The 17,535-nt window shown below is 62.8% G+C and carries 10 protein-coding genes and 1 pseudogene; 4 read left to right on the forward strand and 7 right to left on the reverse strand.

Annotated elements, in window-relative coordinates; genetic code table 11:
• Position 1 precedes the first annotated feature (1 nt).
• Positions 2–1,453 (forward strand): APC family permease, encoded by a 1,452-nt coding sequence (locus LDO86_RS09065; RefSeq protein ID WP_018771069.1) that lies wholly within the window; start codon positions 2–4, stop codon positions 1,451–1,453.
• 233 nt (positions 1,454–1,686) lie between these two features.
• Positions 1,687–2,484: an SDR family oxidoreductase gene (locus LDO86_RS09070; RefSeq protein WP_263422047.1), complete on the forward strand. Its 798-nt coding sequence runs from the start codon at positions 1,687–1,689 to the stop codon at positions 2,482–2,484.
• Between the two features lie 845 nt (positions 2,485–3,329).
• On the opposite strand, the gene LDO86_RS09075 is transcribed toward LDO86_RS09070, so the two are convergent.
• The 3 genes from LDO86_RS09075 to LDO86_RS20205 all read right to left on the reverse strand — a co-directional run bounded on the left by LDO86_RS09075 (position 3,330) and on the right by LDO86_RS20205 (position 6,579).
• On the reverse strand, positions 3,330–4,475 hold the full coding sequence (locus tag LDO86_RS09075; protein WP_224084437.1) for a serine hydrolase domain-containing protein: 1,146 nt from the start codon (positions 4,473–4,475) through the stop codon (positions 3,330–3,332).
• Between the two features lie 559 nt (positions 4,476–5,034).
• Positions 5,035–5,535, reverse strand: a complete 501-nt coding sequence (locus tag LDO86_RS09080; protein WP_018771064.1) for a hypothetical protein — start codon at positions 5,533–5,535, stop codon at positions 5,035–5,037.
• A gap of 909 nt (positions 5,536–6,444) precedes the next feature.
• On the reverse strand, positions 6,445–6,579 hold the full coding sequence (locus LDO86_RS20205) for a hypothetical protein (RefSeq protein WP_018771061.1): 135 nt from the start codon (positions 6,577–6,579) through the stop codon (positions 6,445–6,447).
• 803 nt (positions 6,580–7,382) lie between these two features.
• On the opposite strand from LDO86_RS20205, the gene LDO86_RS09090 reads away from it, so the two are divergent.
• Positions 7,383–8,243, forward strand: coding sequence for an NAD(P)-dependent oxidoreductase (locus tag LDO86_RS09090; RefSeq protein WP_018771060.1), 861 nt, complete (start codon positions 7,383–7,385; stop codon positions 8,241–8,243).
• Positions 8,244–8,369: 126 nt separating this feature from the next.
• Here LDO86_RS09090 and LDO86_RS09095 read toward each other — a convergent pair whose 3' ends face one another.
• The 3 genes from LDO86_RS09095 to LDO86_RS09105 form a co-directional block, all read right to left on the reverse strand.
• Positions 8,370–10,043: a phosphodiester glycosidase family protein gene (locus LDO86_RS09095; protein ID WP_051081428.1), complete on the reverse strand. Its 1,674-nt coding sequence runs from the start codon at positions 10,041–10,043 to the stop codon at positions 8,370–8,372.
• Between the two features lie 598 nt (positions 10,044–10,641).
• Positions 10,642–12,075, reverse strand: a complete 1,434-nt coding sequence (locus LDO86_RS09100; protein ID WP_224084438.1) for a PAS domain-containing sensor histidine kinase — start codon at positions 12,073–12,075, stop codon at positions 10,642–10,644.
• 1,285 nt (positions 12,076–13,360) lie between these two features.
• The gene (locus LDO86_RS09105) at positions 13,361–14,584 is read right to left on the reverse strand and encodes an MFS transporter (RefSeq protein ID WP_155845621.1); all 1,224 of its coding nucleotides are present in this window, start codon (positions 14,582–14,584) and stop codon (positions 13,361–13,363) included.
• A 435-nt stretch (positions 14,585–15,019) separates the two neighbouring features.
• On the opposite strand from LDO86_RS09105, the gene LDO86_RS09110 reads away from it, so the two are divergent.
• Positions 15,020–16,342: a DUF2254 domain-containing protein gene (locus tag LDO86_RS09110; protein ID WP_018771056.1), complete on the forward strand. Its 1,323-nt coding sequence runs from the start codon at positions 15,020–15,022 to the stop codon at positions 16,340–16,342.
• 291 nt (positions 16,343–16,633) lie between these two features.
• Here LDO86_RS09110 and LDO86_RS09115 read toward each other — a convergent pair.
• A pseudogene (locus LDO86_RS09115) lies at positions 16,634–17,052 on the reverse strand (SOS response-associated peptidase family protein).
• Between the last annotated feature and the right edge of the window lie 483 nt (positions 17,053–17,535).

Genomic DNA, 17,535 nt, shown 5'->3' on the forward strand with positions numbered 1-17,535 from the left:
CATGATTGATAATGTCAGCGAGTTGCCGGCAACGACGCCGTCCAGCACACCTGTCCCACCGCAAGCAGGCCATCTCCGCTCAAATAAACTCGGCGTCTTCGCCATCGCCTTTTTCGTCATCGCAGCGGCGGCCCCCATGGCAGCCGTCGTGGGCACCGGTCCCGTGGTCTTTGCTGCGGTTGGACCGGCAGCCCCCTTGATCTACGCGATCGCTGCCCTGCTCATCGCACTCTTCGCCGTCGGATACCTGCGCATGAGCAGGTATGTCACCAACGCCGGCGGCTTCGTCGCCTACATCGCCAAAGGCCTAGGTACACCCTGGGCCACGGCAGGAGCTGGTCTGGCGCTGCTGATGTACCTCAGCTTGCAGGTCGGGCTCTGGTCGCAGTTCGGCGTCTTCGCCGGGCAGTTGCTGGAGAGCATCACGGGACTCTCCGTGCCCCCGCTCGTCTGGATTGTCGCGTTGCTTCTGATCTCCACGGCACTCACTATGCGGGGCGTCGACACGAGCATCCGACTCTTGGCCGTCCTCATCATTGGTGAAACGCTCGTAGTGGCTGCCCTCGTTATCGTGCTCGTTGCCAGCAAGGGGCCAGGAGTCTTCACATTCTCTGGCTTCACGCCAGAAAACCTCTTCAGCCCGGGCCTGGGCATTGCATTGCTGTTCGCCTTCCTGTGCTTCACCAGCTTCGAAGCAACCGTGGTTTTCTCTGAAGAAGCAATCAACCCCCGCAAGACGATCCCGCGGGCCCTCTACGCCGTGATTGCCTTTGTCGGAATTTTTTACACGCTCTCCATCTGGGTTATCGGAGGGGCCATCGGGGTGGACAACATCCAACAGGCGGCAACGGATGACCCTGCGGGATTCATCTTCAACCTCGCCTCCGAAAGTGGAGGGAGCGTCTTGAGCATGGCCATGCAGGTTCTCGTCGTGACCAGTTACCTCGCCATGCTGCTGGGCCTGATGAACATGTTCGCCCGCTACCTTTTCGCCCTCAGCCGTGCCGGAGTCCTGCCGGCCAGGCTGGCCACCGTTTCCAAGGATGGGAGTCCCGCCACCGCAGCCCTGGCCAACGGCGTCGCCGTCGGCATCGTCGTGGTTGCCTTCCTGGTCTTCGGCGCAGATCCGCTGACCGTCGTGTTCGCCTGGTTCAGCGCCTTGGCAACGGCAGCCTTCATCACCATCCTCATCGTGGCGTCCGTATCCATCGTCGTGTTCTTCTTCCGGACCAAAGACAACACCAGTATCTGGGCGACCAAGATCGCACCCACTCTCTCCACCCTGATCCTCTCCTACATCGGCTACGTGACGGTCGAGAACTACGACTCCCTCATTGGGCCTGACAACGCTGCCGCGAAATGGCTGCTCGTCCTCATTCCCGCCGCGATGCTTGGCGGCCTGGTTTTCGGCAGGAGCAGACGCGACATCGACTACGCCAAAGAAGTAATCTGACGCGGATACCTTGCTGCCGCCCCTCTGGCGGCAGCAAGGTATCCGCCATCGTCGATGGGGAAAGCATTTCGGCATTGAAGCCACCAGAATGACGCGCAAAGGTACGCCGCACCCTTGTTTAAGTCGAAGGGTTAGTCCTTCATGAGACGGCAACAGCACACACTCCGAAACAGAACCGGGAGATCCAAATAACCCCCACACCAGTTGCAGTTATTACGGGCGGAGGAACCGGAATCGGAGCCGCCACCGCCGCAGCACTCCGGGGCCAAGGGTGGGAAGTTGTCATCTGTGGACGCCGGCGGGAAGCTATCGCCAAGGTCGCTGAAACAACCGGCGCCCACGCTATTGTCGCAGACGTCGCTTCGGTTTCCGATATGGAACGGCTGGTCGAGGACACCGTGGATCAATTCGGCACCATCAACGGCCTGGTACTGAATGCCGGAATTGTCCGTGCCGGCAGTGCCGGCGAGCTGTCCGATGAAGACTGGAACGCCATGGTCAGCACCAACCTCACCGGGCCCTTCCTACTAGTCCGTGCCGCCTTGCCGCACCTGATCAAAGCCAACGGCTCGATCGTAGGGGTGGCCTCGGCGGCCGCACTTCGGGCTACCGCTGGAATCGCCGGTTACGATGCCACGAAGGCCGGCCTTGCCATGTTGATGCAGTCCGTGGCCGTCGACTACGGACCGCGCGGGGTGCGCGCCAACGCAGTATGCCCTGGCTGGACCCGGACAGAGATGGCCGACATGGAGATGGGCGAATTCGCTGAACACAGCGGCATCGATCGCGAGGAAGCCTATAGCCTCGCCACAGCGTTCGTCCCAAGCCGGCGCCCGGTCGCATCCTCCGAGGTCGCCGATGTCATTGCCTGGCTGCTTTCCGATCAGGCCTCGTACGTCAACGCCGCCACGATCCCGGTGGATGGGGGGCTGATCGCAGTCGAGCCCGGCGCCATCGCCTTCGACCCCCGGGTCAGTATCTGCACCACTGGCACCGACGGACCCACCCCGGCGATGCAAGCGATTCCCTGACTAACCACTACAGCCCGTCTTTCACGAGTTAATTGGAAAAGGAGTGTGGACTTTGTCCACACTCCTGGTCCCGGACTATCCCGTACTGCCTCCAAATGCGCCCGTATTTCCGATGTTTTCGCGGGCTCCCAGTGTTTGCAAGGGCGAGAATGTAGTTCGAGTCCCACCTCGGGCACAGTGTTTTCCCTCGTCAGAGGTCTTCTTGCTTTGACGTGTTGACAAAGCTTGCGCTGGGGCGCCTCTGACGCTAACGGTGCGGGCTTTGGCCTGGCTGCCGCGGAGCCTATTCAGGGGTGTGGGGTGGCGGGCTCAAGTCCCTGGCTGGTGGGCCTTCCGCCTGCTGTGGCAGGGGTTCCGCGTTTCCTCGTTCCGGTTTCTCGGGTGGGCCCGGGGTGGGCCTATACCTATTCATGGGCCGGGGGGCGCTCAGCCCCCGCGCTGGACGCCATAGTCTTCAGCACGACTTGCCAGGCGCCGATGCCTTCCACCACGACCTGCTGGGCGCCGATGACCCGGCCAGCCTCTTTACCCTTCCTGCCTGAGACACCAGCAATTGCCGGTTTCGCCCCGGCTGGAAGAGGGCCATCAATAAATTGCCGGAGTGGCTGCTGCGGCGATTGGAGAAGGCCATGCGCAAGGCACTGCTGTGCAAACTGAACATTCACCACGAATGGCATGTCGAGCACGCCGATGACGGAGGCCCCTGCAGCCGCTGCCGGCGGTGCGGTAAGGACGCCGATGACCGCGCCGGTGGGCGTCGCGGCGGCGAGTTCAGTAAGTGGCTGGGGCTCAGTGGATGGCTGGGGCCGACCGGAGGGGGCGGGTGGGTTAGGCAGTGCCTTTCTTCAGTGACCCGGTTTGCAGATGCGGTCCAGGGCTTCGTTGAGTGAGGTTTCGATCCGGTCGTTCAGATCGTAGCGCTTGTCTTGGGTTGAGGGGTCCTCAAGCTCGGTGGGCATCGGTGGTGTTGTAACTGTCAGGGCGGCCTGGTACGCCCCGTCTCCACTGCTGACCGCGACGGTCTGGTAGTCCAAGAACGTGCCCCGGCCCTCGTGCCGCGAGTCCTTCGAGCATCCGTCTGCATGCTCCCACACGCCGAGCCCGTACGGGCTAAAACCGGGGCTGGTTTTCATTTCCCGCAGGGAGGACGCTGAGAAGGCCCGTCCTTGGAAGATTCCGGCCATGAGGAGGTTCAGGTCCTCCATCGTCGAGACCGCGCCGGCTGCCGGGTTGCCGACCGTGATTGTGTTGTCTGTGATGTCTACCCTCTCACCGTGCAGGGTCACGTAGCCGTGCAAGAGCCCGTTCTCGTGAGGGTCGACATGATCCAGGCTGGTGTTCTTCAAGCCGAGAGGGTCAAAGACCTGCTCCTGCATGATTTGGACGTAGGGCTTGTGCCGCAGCGTCTGGACCAGGAGGCCGAGTGCGAAATAGTTGGTGTTTGAGTACTTAAATGACCCGACATCGGTCGCGGTCCAGGGGAGGGTTCCTGCCAGTTGCAGGCCCCGCTCCATCGAGAGTGTTTGGGCCAGCCCAGAGCGGAAGTCAACATCCTTCGGCAGGGCATCGTTGACTTCGGGCATTCCGGACGTATGGCTGAGCAGCTGCCTCACGGTGATCGGAGCCGGCGGCTTGAGCGAGGAAGTGAATCCAGGGATGACGTCATTGACGGGATCGTCGAGGCCGATGAGGTTGTCGTCCACGAGCTTCAGCACGGCCACGGCCGTCATCGTCTTGGTGACACTGGCAACTTGGGCACGGTCCGTAGGCTGCGCCGGGGTCTTGGTCTCAAGGTCCCGCACGCCATACGCCCTGGACCACTCGCCCTCGGGCCAACGAATCTGGACGACGACGGCTACCGCGCCTTCGTCCAGGAACAGTTGGACCTGATTTTCCAGCGAAGCGAGAGGACTCGGTGAGCTTGACGACGGTGCAGGCTCATCGGTGGAATAGGTACAGCCAGTAAGAAGGAGCACGACTGCGAGTCCCACCCGCTTCCAAACGCGATTATTCCTACTCATTGCCGCATCCGCTCGGGACGATATGACAGATTCGGGGCCGCCCGCGGCCCCGGTCCGGCCAGACCTGCAGCGACACCGCCGCCCCAGCCCTACCATTTTATGACTGGGCGATCTGGTGGGGAAGTAACGGAAACGGCGCCAATCCTAGGAGAACCCCGCGGAGCGGCTGCGGACAACCGTGCGGTAACTGCCTGTACCCTCCAACACCCGCGAGGGCCATCATTGAAAGTGCCAGATACGCGGATTGGAGAAGGCCATGTTGAAGGCGCTGCTGTGCAAACTGAACATCCACCATCAATGGCATGTCGAACACGCCGAGGACGGCAGCCTGTACAAGCGCTGTCGCCGGTGCGGCAAAGACGATGATGAGCGCCAGAGAGGAGGAGGAGAGTTCAGCGGCTGGGCAGGGCCCGTCGGAGGAGGCTTGATCTAGCCCGCCTTTGATCAAAGTCGGTCTCTATCCCGTTGCTTGGCCAGAAGACGTGGCCGAGCATCCGAAGATTGGCGGCCGGGTGCTGGCACCAGGGCTCTAGCTTAGGGCCGCGCAGATATCGATGGCCGTTCCGGATACGCTTTGCACGTCGAAAACACCCTCCGGGTCGATGGTAAAGACGACGGTGCCTATGTATTGAGTTGTGGATGGGCCGGCCGGAATGTCACTGGGGAACAGAATCAGGCCCGTATGCCCACTAATTCGGACGGTCGCTGCCCCGGTCTTTGGATCAACAACGGTTTTCGAAACGCTCCCGTTGGACCGGAACGTAATCGATTTCCCTGTGTCACTGTTTGTATAAGTCAGGGTGTATCCCTTTCCAGCCTCGATGATAAGACCCACATCGCCGTTGTGGACTGTGAGCTCATGCGTCCTGGCCGTAGAGCCGGTTCCTAATACGTCCAGAGGGAATTCACAGGCCACGCCGGCGTCAAAATTCACGTCAAGATCCGGAGCGGCCGTTGCTGAGGGAGCCGAGACAATAGCCAGGGACGTAGCACCCATGAACGACACGAGGGCGGTTAAAAAGCGTTTCATTGAAATATCTCCAAAGCCCGGGAAGCATTGCCTCCGGTGAAAAGCACGCGGTGCGGTGCGGATATGCAGCTCCACCGATCCGAGATGGTCTGCGTGGTGCCACTCATTCTGGGAATCGATTGGCATGGACCGTTGGGCATTACGAAATGCCCAACGGAGGTAAATGCCATCCGCTGATGCCTACGTTAGAGATCAGGGTGACGGCGGTTACGAGCGCGTTCAGATGGTTGATGATCAGAAATGATGCGAGGACCAGGGCGACGAGAAGAGCCACGGACCACAAGATGATGATCAGGACCCTTCGTTGTCTCAGATTCTCTGGGAGAGTGCTGGCGATTGGCACTGGAATCCAGTCCGTTCAATTGAGCTGCGGAACGCGGAATTATTTCTGTTCCGGGATCCAAAAAGGCGCACTGACTCCGGCGCCCGTTAGGTTGTCGCAACGAACCAGTTGTGTGTCAATCCGTTGTAGCGGGCAGTCGACGTACGTCGTGATGGAATCGTCGCGGAACGTATTGAGCGTGCTGTGTGCTTGCACGGGGGAAAATATGAGCGACTGGAATAGCCCTGCAACGAGGGAGAGTATCAGCATAGTGATCTCCTGAATGTGCCGTGAGAGACACCGAACGCCACGGCTGAATGCAGCTAGGGTTTTTCGGCATTCCCGCAACGCGATTCAGCAACAGCGGTTCCAGTTATGCGGGCCCAGGTTCGTTGTTTTCGCAGCTTCCATGCGTGAGGGGGAAATCGAAAACCTGGGATGTTCGGGGCAAGCCCTGACTGCGAATCAACGAACCTTCCCAGCCGGCCCCGGCTCCCGCCAAGAAAGTAAATTCATAGTATTTACCCGTCGATGACCGGTAAAGCTGCGGGACTACCCAATTAAGGAAATCCATCCCCTATTACCTTTTAGTAGGACACGTCACGCAGGCGGGGAGCCAGCTTCGTGGCAGCCGTAATGTGATAGCCGATGGTGGTCTCGGCGACGCCGGCGGCTGCAGCGATCTTCGCCGTCGGGATGCGCTGCAGTTCAGCTACCCCCATTCCGGGCCCCTGCGTCTTGTCCGCGTCAGTTCGCCCAAAGGCGTGGGGCGCCGCCGAGCCCTCCTGGGAGGCCGTCCGAGTCGGCGAACGACGACACGGTGACGACCTCGGAGTAGGAGGCGGGGATGCGACTCGCTGCGTCCACAGACTCGTTACCCTCACTTGCCACGGTTGTCATGCCTCGGGGACCCGGATGACACGTTCTCGTCGTTCTCCAACTTCGGCGCGGTCGTTGACCTGTCCCCGCCCGGTGAATGCGTGACGGACAGTTGGGCAATGTGTCGGGTCCGAGCTTTTCTGCCCCACTGGTTGCAGGTGGCGCGGCGCTGTACCTGGCGAGGCAGAAGTCAGCAGCACCCAATGACGGGCGTACTGTACTGCTCCAGTCGCGCGAGCAAACGGCGCTGCGACGCGACCCCGACAGGTACAACGAAGGCATGAGACGGCCCATCCAGCCAAACCCGGTGAGGATCACCAGGCCGATTGCCGCCAGGAGGTGCATGGCTCGAGTCTTGGACCGTGATCGAGGAAGACCCCGCCGAAACTCCGGGCCGCCCATAACGAAGTTGCGAATTGGGAAGGGTGGCCGCCCCATTCGCTGAGCCAGTTGCAGCGCTATCGCAACTACGCTCGATTTGCGTAGGGGTAGGTCGGATTGTCCTAGGACCGGGAGGGCCACGCGTGAAAGAGGTCTACGGTCTAGGTTTGGTGTTGATTGGTCCGATTGACATGGTCAGTGGTCCCTTGCGGCTTGCCGTGAGCCTGGATGTGGGCGCGGGCAAACAATTCCGAGGAGAATATCGATGAAGATTGCGGTGACTGGTGGAAGCGGGAAGCTGGGCCGGCACGTGGTGCGGCGCCTCACGAGTGAGGGGCACTGGGTGCTGAATCTGGACCAGGTTGGTGAGCGAAGCCCCAGTCTGGTCGTGGTAGACCTTCGGGACTATGGCCAAGTTGTAGACGCGTTCCTGGGCGTGGACCGCCGGCACTCAGGCTTTGATGCGGTCGTCCACCTGGGCGCGGTCCCCGCCCCGGGTCTCATGTCGGACGCGGCGACCTTTGAGAACAACATGCTCTCCACCTACAACGTATTCCAGGCGGCCCGCCGGGCCGGGATAAAGAAGGTGGTTCACGCCTCCAGTGAGACGGTGCTGGGAACGCCGTTCGACGTCGACCCGCCATATATCCCGGTGGATGAGGAGTACCCGACCCGGCCGGAAACCACGTACGCTCTCGTGAAACGCCTGGAGGAGCAGATGGCCATCGAGCTGACGCGCTGGGACCCGGGACTGAGCATCGTTGGGCTGCGGTTTTCGAACGTCATGGATCCGGAAGACTACGAAGCGTTTCCGTCCTTCGACGCCGATGCCATGCTGCGCAAGTGGAACCTTTGGGGTTACATCGATGGTCGGGACGGGGCGCAGGCCGTGCTCCGGGCATTGGAGAACGGCAAACCGGGGTTCGAGGCGTTCATCATCGCCAATGCGGACACCGTCATGAGCCGCTCCAGCGCCAGCTTGGCGGCCGAGGTGTACCCCAACGTCAAAGTGACCAAGGACTTGGGCGAACACGAGACCTTGCTCTCCATCGACAAGGCCCGGCGCCTGCTAGGGTTCGATCCCCAATACACCTGGCGCACCAGCCCACCTTCGACCGGAAATTGAGTAACGGGACGGTCAGCGGCAGCGGTGCACTATGACATTGCGGCTCGCTGCCCTAATTCACCCAACTCCCGGGCGCCCGCGCCAGCAGCCGTGGGAAGGTCCGATCCTTGGATGAGTTGGATTGGGTTACGGCGTGCGGCCCGGGAGTACGAGGAGGGCGTCCCCGACGGGGCGTTCGCCGGTGGCGTCGGAGGGGGAGTTCGTGACCTGGTCGCCCTGGACCATGGTGGTGGATCCGCCGCCGTCGAGGTTGATGGCGTTGACCATGCCGAGGGACGTGGCCACGTGGGCTTCTTCGTTCAGGCTTAGGCCCAGGCTGGTGGTTTGCCGGCCGTCGGCAGTGACCAGGAGGGTACGGCCTTGGGCGTCCACTCCTGCGAAGGTGCGGGGGTTGCGCTTGTGGACCCAGCCGTAGAAGAAGCTGTTGCTGTCGTTGGTCCGGACCATGCCGTCGCGCTTTGCGGTGACGTCCAGCTGCCCGTTCTGGACCAGGGTCGGGCCACCGTTGACGACGTCCGTCGAAGGGGTCGTCTTCAGGGACTTACCGCTCTCGGTGAGCAGATCGGTGTCGACCTTCAGCTTCCTTCCTGGAGCGGCCGCGGCCGCAAGCTTGTCGACGTCGGAGCCGATCGCCTGCACCGTCTGCCCGCCGGCCGGGACCGCGGTCCCGCGCGTGTGGTTGACGGCGGTGACGGTCCCTTGGGTGTCCAGGACGACTTCGAGTCCGGGCCCGGCAGGGGTGGTCGGGCCGAACTCAGGGGTGAAGGCGACGATTTCGTCCGGGTCTGTGCAGGTGAAGTCGTGCAGGGGCAGATTCGTCGGGGTGTCGTCCGTGCCGCCGCAGTTGCGGATCAGCCCGGGGACCCGGTCGATGCCGTCCAGTGGGAGTTCCGCCGCGCCCGGCGCGGTGACAGTGCCGTGCCAGTGCAGCCGCTGGATGGCGGTGCCGTTCTTATCCAGGATGAGGGAGGGCCGGTCGCCGACGGCTTCGCTGAGGACCTTGCCATCGTCGACTGTGGCCCCGGCGGGGTCGCCGGGGGCGCCTGCTGCGGGGTCCATGGTGAAGAACCCGCCGTTCACGGCTGCTAGGGCTCCGGCTGCGGTGGAGAGCTGGCTTGTGGTTTCGCGGTCTTGGAGGTTGGGGCCGGAGGAGGAGGTGAGGTTGCCGTGGAATTCCTTCGGATCAATCGTGAGCACCTGGAGGTTCCAGGGGCCGCGGTCGTCCTCACTGGAGCCGGCGTCGCCGTCCCAGCCGGTGTAGATCACCGAGGCCTTGTAGCCCGCGGCTTTGATCTGGTCCACGGTGGCGGTTCCGTCGGCCTTCGAGCTGAACTGGCCCGTACGGACCCGGTAGCCGAGGTCGCCGCCGGCGTCGGCGAGTTGGGGTGACTGGACGTGCTCGACACGGGCCGTGACTCCGGCGGCGTTGAGCTTGTCGGCAACCTTCTGCGCCTGTGCCTGGGTGGACAGCGCGGAAGCCGGGGCGTCGGGGTCGGGCGAGGTGGACGGGACCGCGACTTCGGCAGTCCAGAAGAAGTCCTGGTTAGGGGCGCCGCGCGAGATCGTGGTCCGGGTCAGGCCCGGAGCCAGCGTGGTCACGTTCCGCCTCTCAGGCAGGTCCTGCGTGCCGAGGTCCAGATGGCCGGTCTGTGCCGGTGCGGCCGCCTGCTGGTCGGGTGCGTGTGCGGGTGCAGTTGGTGCCGCGGTGGAGGCGCCGGCGGGGGTGAGGAAGGCGAAGGGAAGGGACACGGCCAAGGCGGTGATAACCGCACAGCGGAAACGTTGATTGGGGGTGATCATGGTGATCGACACTAAAGCGCCATGAAGTCAGAGAACGCTCCCACACACCGGGGTTCTTCATGCCTTCGATTGGTGTTCATCAGCCGTTCGGGGGACTGTGTCCAGATGTTCCGTCCCGATACCGTCACCCCCATGAACCGTCACCCCCTGAACTGTCACCCCGGTGGTGCGGCGGCCCTCGCACCCTGCCCCGGCACGGGCAAGGCCGTGGCTAGTTCCTCCAGCCAGGATTGATGGAAACACTGCCCACCTGCGGCCGGCGATAAAGCGGTGGCAGGCGCTATTCGCTGATCACGCCGCCGTTCCAGCCATCCGACCGGGTGTATGAGGCCAAGAGCGATCCGTCGCCGAAAGGGGAGCACTGGTGAAGCGTTTGGCGTAATGCGGCCCTGGTGCAGTCCAGCCCCTTGACAGCTTCTCTTGCCCGTGTATCGCGTCGGGGACGTTGCGGCCTTCCACCGTGAATCGGCCAGCCCCCTGGTCGGTCACGTATTCGAGAAAGAAGGGCATCACCCAGAGCATGGCAGGCGCACCCTGCTGCGCGAAGTGACTAAGGACACCTGTCCGAGCTCGGGACAGGATCCGTGGGGCGCGGGCGTTACGTGGCTGCAACGGCTGGGGTGTCGACGTCGGCGGCCGGCAGGGTCAGGGTTGCGGTCGTGCCCTCTCCGGGGCTGCTGGAGAGGGTAATGTAGCCGCGGTGGTTTTCGACAATGGATTTGGTTATCGCCAGTCCCAGGCCCGCGCCGGGAATGGTGGAGGAGTGTGCGTTCGCGGCCCGGAAGAAACGGGTGAAGGCCTCATCCATCTCTTGTTCGCTCATGCCAACGCCGGTGTCGGTGACTTCGCAGCGGAGCTCGTGCCCGGTCCTGCTGACCGTGACAGTGACCCTGCCGCCGTCGGATGTGTATTTAATGGCGTTCGAGATGAGGTTGTCGACGGCCTGGCCGATGCGGTCCGGATCAAAGTGCCCGGTCGCGGTCCCGAACGTGCTCAGGTGCAGGCTGATGCCGCCGGCCTTCGCTTTGGATTGGGCGGCTTGGACGCTTTGGTTGACGACGTCGGTAAGGTCGGCGTGGCGGGGTTCTATGGCCAAGGCATCCGAGGCGATGGTGAGCAGGTCTCCGACCAGGTGCAGGAGGCGTTCGGCGTTGCGTTTGGCAACGGTCAGGTAGAGCTCCATCTCGGGATCAACGTTTTCCTCGGCCAGGCCAAGATCCAGGTAGCCCAGGATTGAGGTGAGCGGGGTCCGCAGTTCGTGGGAGACGCTGGTGACGAACTGGTCCTTGGCTGAGAGCGCGTCGACCAGCGCGGTGACGTCAGTGAACGCAAGGACCGAGCCGCAGTGCTTACCGGTGTCGTCACGGATAAGCCGGCAGGTGGCGGAGTATGCCCTCTGGGCAGGTCCAGTGCCTGCCCAGATCAGCTCGTCGGTGAAGGCTTCGCCCCGGGCGGCCCGGGTACCAGGGCGTCGTTCCGTCGGAAGGGGATGCTTTCGGTCAGGACCGTAGACAGGGATCCCGGGGTCTTCACCGGATGGCGGCATCCCAGGGCGGGCGTTGTCGAGGTGGCTGCTGAAGTGGCGGTTCATCAGGACGACGCGGCCTTGGTTGTTGAGGGCGCAGACACCAACGCTGACGGTATCCATGACGGTGTTGATGAGCCGCTCACGCTCCTCGCTGGCGGTCAGCAGATCATGGACCTCACGGCCCTTTGCTTCCAGCTGTTGCCGCTGCAGGGAGAGGGCGTTGGCGATCGCGTAGGCGGTGAGCGCGATCGCTCCGAGGATGACGGGCAGGAGCACGATGCGGATGAAGTCGGGTCCGTCGAAGCCTGTGCCGAGGATGACCGGGGGCAGGACCGCGCTGAGGATGGTGGCAAGGATGGCGAAAATGACTCCGGTGCGGCGCCGGTCCGTGGCCAGCCACACCACCGGGAAGACCAGGAGGAAACCCAGGACGGCGAGGTACTGGTCTGCTGCCTCGCGGGTGATTCCGATGGCCAGGCAATCCAGGACTGGAATAGAGAGCACCGCGCGTCCATGCAGCCGTCCCCAGGGCACCAAAGCGCAGGCAGCGAGTAAGAGACCGTGGATCCCCAGGCTGTACAGGAACGGTCCGGCTGCGTCGAGTTCCGGATGCAGGACCATCGTTAGGACCGTGACCAGCAGCATCGTCACCGACAACGGAAGCTGGACTAGTACCGCGCGACCTCTCGGGCCCAACGTTCGGTAGTACGCATTCAACGGCTCAAAAAGCATGGCCTCCCCTGTCCTTGCCTGATCGCCTTTCCCGTCGAAACCTACCCCGCACAGCGCGCAATCAACAGCATTGCTGGATTAAACGCCTGGTCTGACTCTGCAGAACCCAGGCTGACTGAGGTTTGGCGGCTCAGCCACCGGACAGCTGCTGCTAGCCGGCGACGTGATCCGCATCGACGGCCCCGATCCCAAGGGATCGCGGTGGATACCTGGTAGACGAATTCGTGTTGATTGCGTTGGTTTGGGTGGGTTGACGGGCGGGCGAAGCTTGTGCCGGGGTTCGCCGTCGTAAGGCGAGAGTGTGTGCTTGCCGATGAAGAGTCGTCCTGGATGATGATGCCGTGTTCGGCGAGGACAAGGTAGGTTCCTGCACGCTAAAGAGGAAAGCCACCTCCATGGGATCGGCTCGTGATTCGCCAGTGCGGCTCCGGAGGGAGATGTGCCACTCCGCGGTCTCCCTGAGCAGTTCGGCGGGATTCCGCGGTGTCCGTGGAACCGGTGTCGCTGATGCGTCCGGGAGTCTTGTGGCGATCTCCTGCAGGATCCAGCGGTTGCCTTCCGAATCATGGAATGAGGCGCAGGAGGCATACGAGCGGCGGCCGGGATCTGTCTGAACTGGTCCCCAAAAGTTGGACTCGCAAATGTGATGTGGAAACCACCGCCGAGGCTACCGTTTGGCGACTTGGAAGACCTCGCCCGGTCCATCGCCGTACTCCATCAGGGCAGTGCGGGCGGGCGTCGGTGTCATCGACCACCAGGAGCAGTCCGTCGAGACTGCCGGGTTGGGCGGAGGTGACCTGGGTGCCGAAGAGGACAGGGCGTCTGACCCGGGGGTCAGTTGCATCAGGCGGTACCCATTGCCGTCGTCGAGGTCTGCATCGATTCTCCAGCCCAGCGCCGCGTAGAAGCCCTTGGCCCGGGAGAAGTCGGCGAGGGGATGACCACCGCTTCAACCCGGCACGCCACGGGCGGGGCTTGGATGGCCGTTGTGCTGCTTGGATGTGTCGGGTTCACTGATGCTCCTGTTGTGTGGTGATTGTTCTTGGGGGTTGCTTTTTCAGGCGGCGGGGGCTGCCGGGGTGAGGGCGCTTGCGGTATCGCGCCGTTGGCGGACCAGTTGGATGACGACCGCCGGGACGGCGAAGGCCACGATGGCCGCTGCGTACCACTGGAAGGTCGGTACCGGTCCGAGGATGGGTACAAGCTGCCCGGCGATGATGACAGGAAGACCGAAGGCCAAGTACGCGACCGTGTAGATGCCGGAGAAGACGCCGGCACGCTGGTGCGGCTGGATGTGCGGGGCGATCAGGCGGACCTGCCCCCCGAATGAGGCACCGAAGCCGGTCCCGCCGAGTACGGCACCGATCCAGACGGCGGCGAGCCAGGTTTGATTCACGCCGATGAGGACCACGATGACCCCGATCAGCGTGAGGGACGTACCGATGATGGTGGCCTGCCTGGCGGGGTGCCGGTTGAAGGTGAAACTTGAGACAGCAGCGGCGAAAGGACCTAGAAATGCGGTGAACCCTGCGACCAGTCCGCCGTCCAGGGCGAAATGGAGGCGGAGGATCGCAGGTGAGAGTCCAAGGAAGAAGGCCGGGAACATCCAGCCCGCGACGTGCACCGGGACGCCGGCAGCGAACTCGCTGCGGAGCGCTGCGGGCACGCCAATGCGGGGGATGAGGGAGCGTAGTGCGCCGGGCCACTTCGGAGCTGTTTCGGACGTGAAGCCCACGAACACAAGGCCCAGCGCCATGATTGCCGTAAGGGCACTAAATATCACGGTGTTGGCGTCGGAAGTGAATTGAACGGCAGCGCCGGTCACGAGCGCCCCGAGACCCAGGCCGCCGGCAACGGAACCCGCAGCCAGGCCCCCGGCGAACTTCTTGAATCGGGCAGGTGCCTGCTCCGTAATGGCAGCACTGAAGGCGCTGGTCGCCAGGCCCGTGGCGATGCCTTGAAGGATGCGGGCACTGATGACCCACGTGATGCTCGGAGCGAGTACGAATCCAATCATCGCAGCGAGTTCAGCAGCAAGAGCAGCGAGCATGACGGGACGACGGCCCACGTGATCGGACAGCGAACCAGCCCCGAGCAGCGCCGCCAACAGGCCTATGGCGTACGCGGAAAAAGCGATGCCAAGGGTGCCAGTTGAAAAGTGCCACTCCTGCTGGCGCAGCGAGAGGAGTGGGGTCGGTGCACCGGCAGCGAAAAAGAACGCTGCGAATACTGCGGCGAGCCCGGGGAAGGCGAGACGCGCGGACATTTTCTTGGGGAACAAGGTGGAAACTCCTTAGACAGACGTAAGGGGATACACGCTCATGCCCCGTGGAGGACACTTCGCGCCCCACGAAGAACCCAACTGCTCGCCAACGACATCGCCGCATCCCTACAAACCCTATGACTCCTGTGGTTATCTATGGCTGGGACTGGGAGCTTTTGGGGTAGCTCCCGAAAGCAGTAGCGGTAAAAAACCTAACTCGGGGAGCCCGCACCCTGTTCCGTGCCGGACTTGGCGGTGTGCTGGTCGCACACTGGTGGCAGAAACACCTCGGGTGGTTCGGCGGCGGCGGTATTGAGGAGACCAGCAAGGGCATGGATGCCAGGGCTTCCGTCCTGCGAAGACCAGTGACCTCCGGTGGACCGGACTCAGCACTCAGCACAGCGCCCCTTGACGACCGAGGACCGTCGGCAGAGAGTGGCACATGTGAAGCGTGTGGCTCTTCGGGAGTATCTGGCGAGCGCACTGTGGGCGATGCCGACATGCGCCGTCGTGCTCGCGCTCATCGCGGGGGCGAGCCTTTCCGCTGTGCAGATCGACAAGAGGTCGCCTCTTGCTGTCCTCCTCTTCCAGGGGACATCCGATGACGCCCGGAACCTGCTCGTGAGCATCGCCAGCACGATGGTCACGGTCATCGCCCTCGTCCTGGGACTTACCGTGGTGGCCCTGCAGCTCGCGTCGACGCAGTTCAGCCCTCGGCTCCTGCGGAATTTCCTCCGCGACATCCCCAACCAGCTGACCCTGAGCGCCTTCGTCGCGACCTTCGCGTACAGCACGGCGGGGCTCTACACGGTGGGCATCGCAGGCGGCCAACGCATCGAGGAGTACCCCCGACTCGCCGTTAGCGGCGCGCTGATGCTGCTGTTCGTGAGCATGGTGATGCTCGTGTTCTTCGTCCACCATCTATCGCATTCGATCCAGGTGGACCAAGTCATGAAGGGCGTCGAGACGGCGACGCTGAAGGTGATCGAGCAGTCATACGTCCCCGGCGACCCTGGGATCCCCATGCCGGACGTGCCGCAGGGTGCCACCGCCCTGCCGGCACCGGCATCGGGATACGTCCAGGCCTTCCATGTCGGGCCATTCGTCGGTGCACTCGCGGAGCGGGGCCTGAAGGCACTGATGGTGCCCATGGTGGGCCGGCACGTGGTTGCCGGAGCACCCATCGCCTGGGTATGGGACGTAGCTGACGGCAGCGGGAGACCGTATGTGCCCGAGGCTTCCGCCCCGCTTCGGCGTGCACTAGCGCAGAGTGTACGCATCGGCTACGAACGGACCCTGGAGCAGGACGTCGCGTTCGGGATCCGACAGCTCGCGGACGTCGCGTCCAAGGCGCTCTCGCCAGCTATTAATGACCCATACACGGCGAACCAGGCGGTCGACCATCTGGGCACGATCCTCGCCGCGCTTACACTCAGGCAGCACGGCCCGCGAGCAGTGACAGACGCCCAAGGTACGGTCAGGCTCCACATCCCGGCCCGCGACTTCGCCTATCTCGTCGATCTGGCCCTCGGACAGGTTCGGCGTTACGGATCGAACGAACCCCGCGTCGTCAGGGCGTTGCTGCGGGTGTGCCGTGATCTCGCCTGGTTCGGAGACGCCGCGCACCGCGCCGTCGTTCGGCAGTATGTGCAGACCCTTATGAGCGACGTAACCCGGCTCGTGGCGCAGACAGCCGATCGCGACCCCCTGCTGGAGGAGGGCGCAGCGGTCCTTGACCTCTTCGACATGGCGGACGGCCCTCCGGGCACCTCTTAACTCCATCCTCCTCCCGCCGCAGAGACGGCCGGAGAGCGGAGGCAGCCAGTGGCCTGGTGCCACGCTATTTCAAGTTCAAACGCAGGAAGGTCAGAGGGCACGAAGAAGGCGCGCCCCGTTCGCTGAGCGCGCGCCCTTCCCGTATAGAACTGTTACTCCTTGAAGGCATCCTTGACCTTTCAATGCCGGCCAATTTCGCCATGCAAAAACAATTACATGGGACGCGAAGCCTGCCAGCCATAAGCCACATCGGGGCATGCGGGAACGGCATCGTGGTGCTCTACGCCTCGATCACCCGGCCCGCTCGACATGCTCAGGTCCGTTGTTACGGACGCTGTTTACCCTCGTGCTGACAACCCGGGGTGTCAGGGTTGGCTCCGGCAGAGAGCCCAGCAGGTGCTCTGCCACTCAAAGTATCCGTCAGCCGGGAGGATTGCCCTTCGTTTGACCGCCGCTTTGCGGAAAGACGGCTTCTCCAGTTCACTGCGGGCATTGATCAGCTTTTTGCCGATCTTGATGTCTTTCGCCCAAGAGGGGACCAGACCCCAGTGGGCCACGAGCAGATGCCGCTCGATGGAACCCTCGTCCAGGCGCTCAGCCACGATATGCACGCTCTGTGTCGGCGCCACATTCCAGCTCGGAGGAGGCGGGTCACCTTCTACCTCTTTGGCATCAAAGTAGCTCAGAAGGTCGCCGGTGGCCTTGGACATCACGTATCTGCCGCACATGACGCCATTGTGCCTGAAGGCTGTAGTCAGTAGGCGTCGAAGCGAACCAACAATGTTTGTGCCACCTTTCAGAAGTTCATACGGGCTCTCCCTGGCCGTTCATGACCGAATCGTTCCGCCTGCTGCGGGCGTACCTGCCGTTCGGTGCGAGTGAATCCTGATTGGAGCAGTTAGGCCCCAACGGTTCTGTCCAGGGCCTAACTGATATTCGGATATGTCGCGCGTTGAACAGGTCAGGTAGCTGTTTCGCTTACTGGAGGGCACCTCACTTCGCCTATAGGTTCAGCACCAGAAATAACGACTTTTTGAGATTCACAGACACGTTCAGAAAGCAGAAAGCAATCGCTCAAGTTGTGGCAGACGTGAGAGGGCTAGGTCATGGACGGTGCTTCCAACACTACTCCTGCCGGAAAGCCTGAGGGTGCCCAGGATTGCAGAGCCGTCAACAGGAGAACCAATCCCATG

It is taken from the genome of Arthrobacter sp. StoSoilB19, assembly GCF_019977275.1.
In the GTDB taxonomy this organism is placed as follows: Bacteria; Actinomycetota; Actinomycetes; order Actinomycetales; family Micrococcaceae; genus Arthrobacter.

Excerpts from the sequence above, each read along its gene's own strand:
- LDO86_RS09090 (WP_018771060.1), top strand. The coding sequence starts at position 7,383 with ATGAAGATTGCGGTGACTGGTGGAAGCGGGAAGCTGGGCCGGCACGTG.
- LDO86_RS09065 (WP_018771069.1), top strand. The coding sequence starts at position 2 with ATGATTGATAATGTCAGCGAGTTGCCGGCAACGACGCCGTCCAGCACA.
- LDO86_RS09095 (WP_051081428.1), bottom strand. The coding sequence starts at position 10,043 with ATGATCACCCCCAATCAACGTTTCCGCTGTGCGGTTATCACCGCCTTG.
- LDO86_RS09080 (WP_018771064.1), bottom strand. The coding sequence starts at position 5,535 with ATGAAACGCTTTTTAACCGCCCTCGTGTCGTTCATGGGTGCTACGTCC.
- LDO86_RS20205 (WP_018771061.1), bottom strand. The coding sequence starts at position 6,579 with ATGGGGGTAGCTGAACTGCAGCGCATCCCGACGGCGAAGATCGCTGCA.